Below are 599 nucleotides of genomic sequence, written 5' to 3' on the forward strand. Positions count from 1 at the left end.
CGCGAAACGTCATGATCGGGTAGCCGCCCCATTCCCGGCTGGCGACCATGGCGTTCTTGTCGAAGGTGACCTTCTCCTTCAACACCCGGCTGACGGATTGCAGGACATTGCCATGCACCTGGTGGCGCACCCCATCCGGGTTGACCATCGCCCCGGAATCCTGCCCCACCGTCACCCGCGTCACGGCGACCTCGCCGGTGCGGCTGTTCACCTCGACCTCCGCCGCCCAGGCTGCCCAGGCGGCGCCATAGCCAGGGAATTGACTATGCACGTACACCGCATAGGCGAATCCTTGCCCACGCAGGATCTCGCCCTCGGCTTCCTTCCGCGGCGCCGTGCGCGGTTTCCAACCGACACGGGCGGCCACCGCACGAACCAAATCTGCCGCCCGCGCGTCCTTCAAATAGCGCAGCCGGTATTCGACGGGATCGACCCCCGCCTCCATCGCCAACTCATCGATGAAGCATTCATGGGCGAAGCTGTTGGGTAGCGCCGACACGCCGCGAAACCACGACGCCCGCACCAGCGGCGCCAGATCGGCGCAGGCAATGCGCATGGCCGGGTAGTCGTAGGGCGGCACCGCCGTGCGATCCCCCATC

The 599-nt window shown here is 66.6% G+C and carries 1 protein-coding gene; it reads right to left on the reverse strand.

From position 1 onward, the window contains the following. On the reverse strand, positions 1-599 hold a 599-nt coding region (locus GSQ76_RS30740; protein WP_158747885.1), incomplete at both ends, for a molybdopterin cofactor-binding domain-containing protein.

Origin of the sequence: Acidisphaera sp. L21, from assembly GCF_009765685.1 — a bacterium.
In the GTDB taxonomy this organism is placed as follows: Bacteria; Pseudomonadota; Alphaproteobacteria; order Acetobacterales; family Acetobacteraceae; genus LMUY01.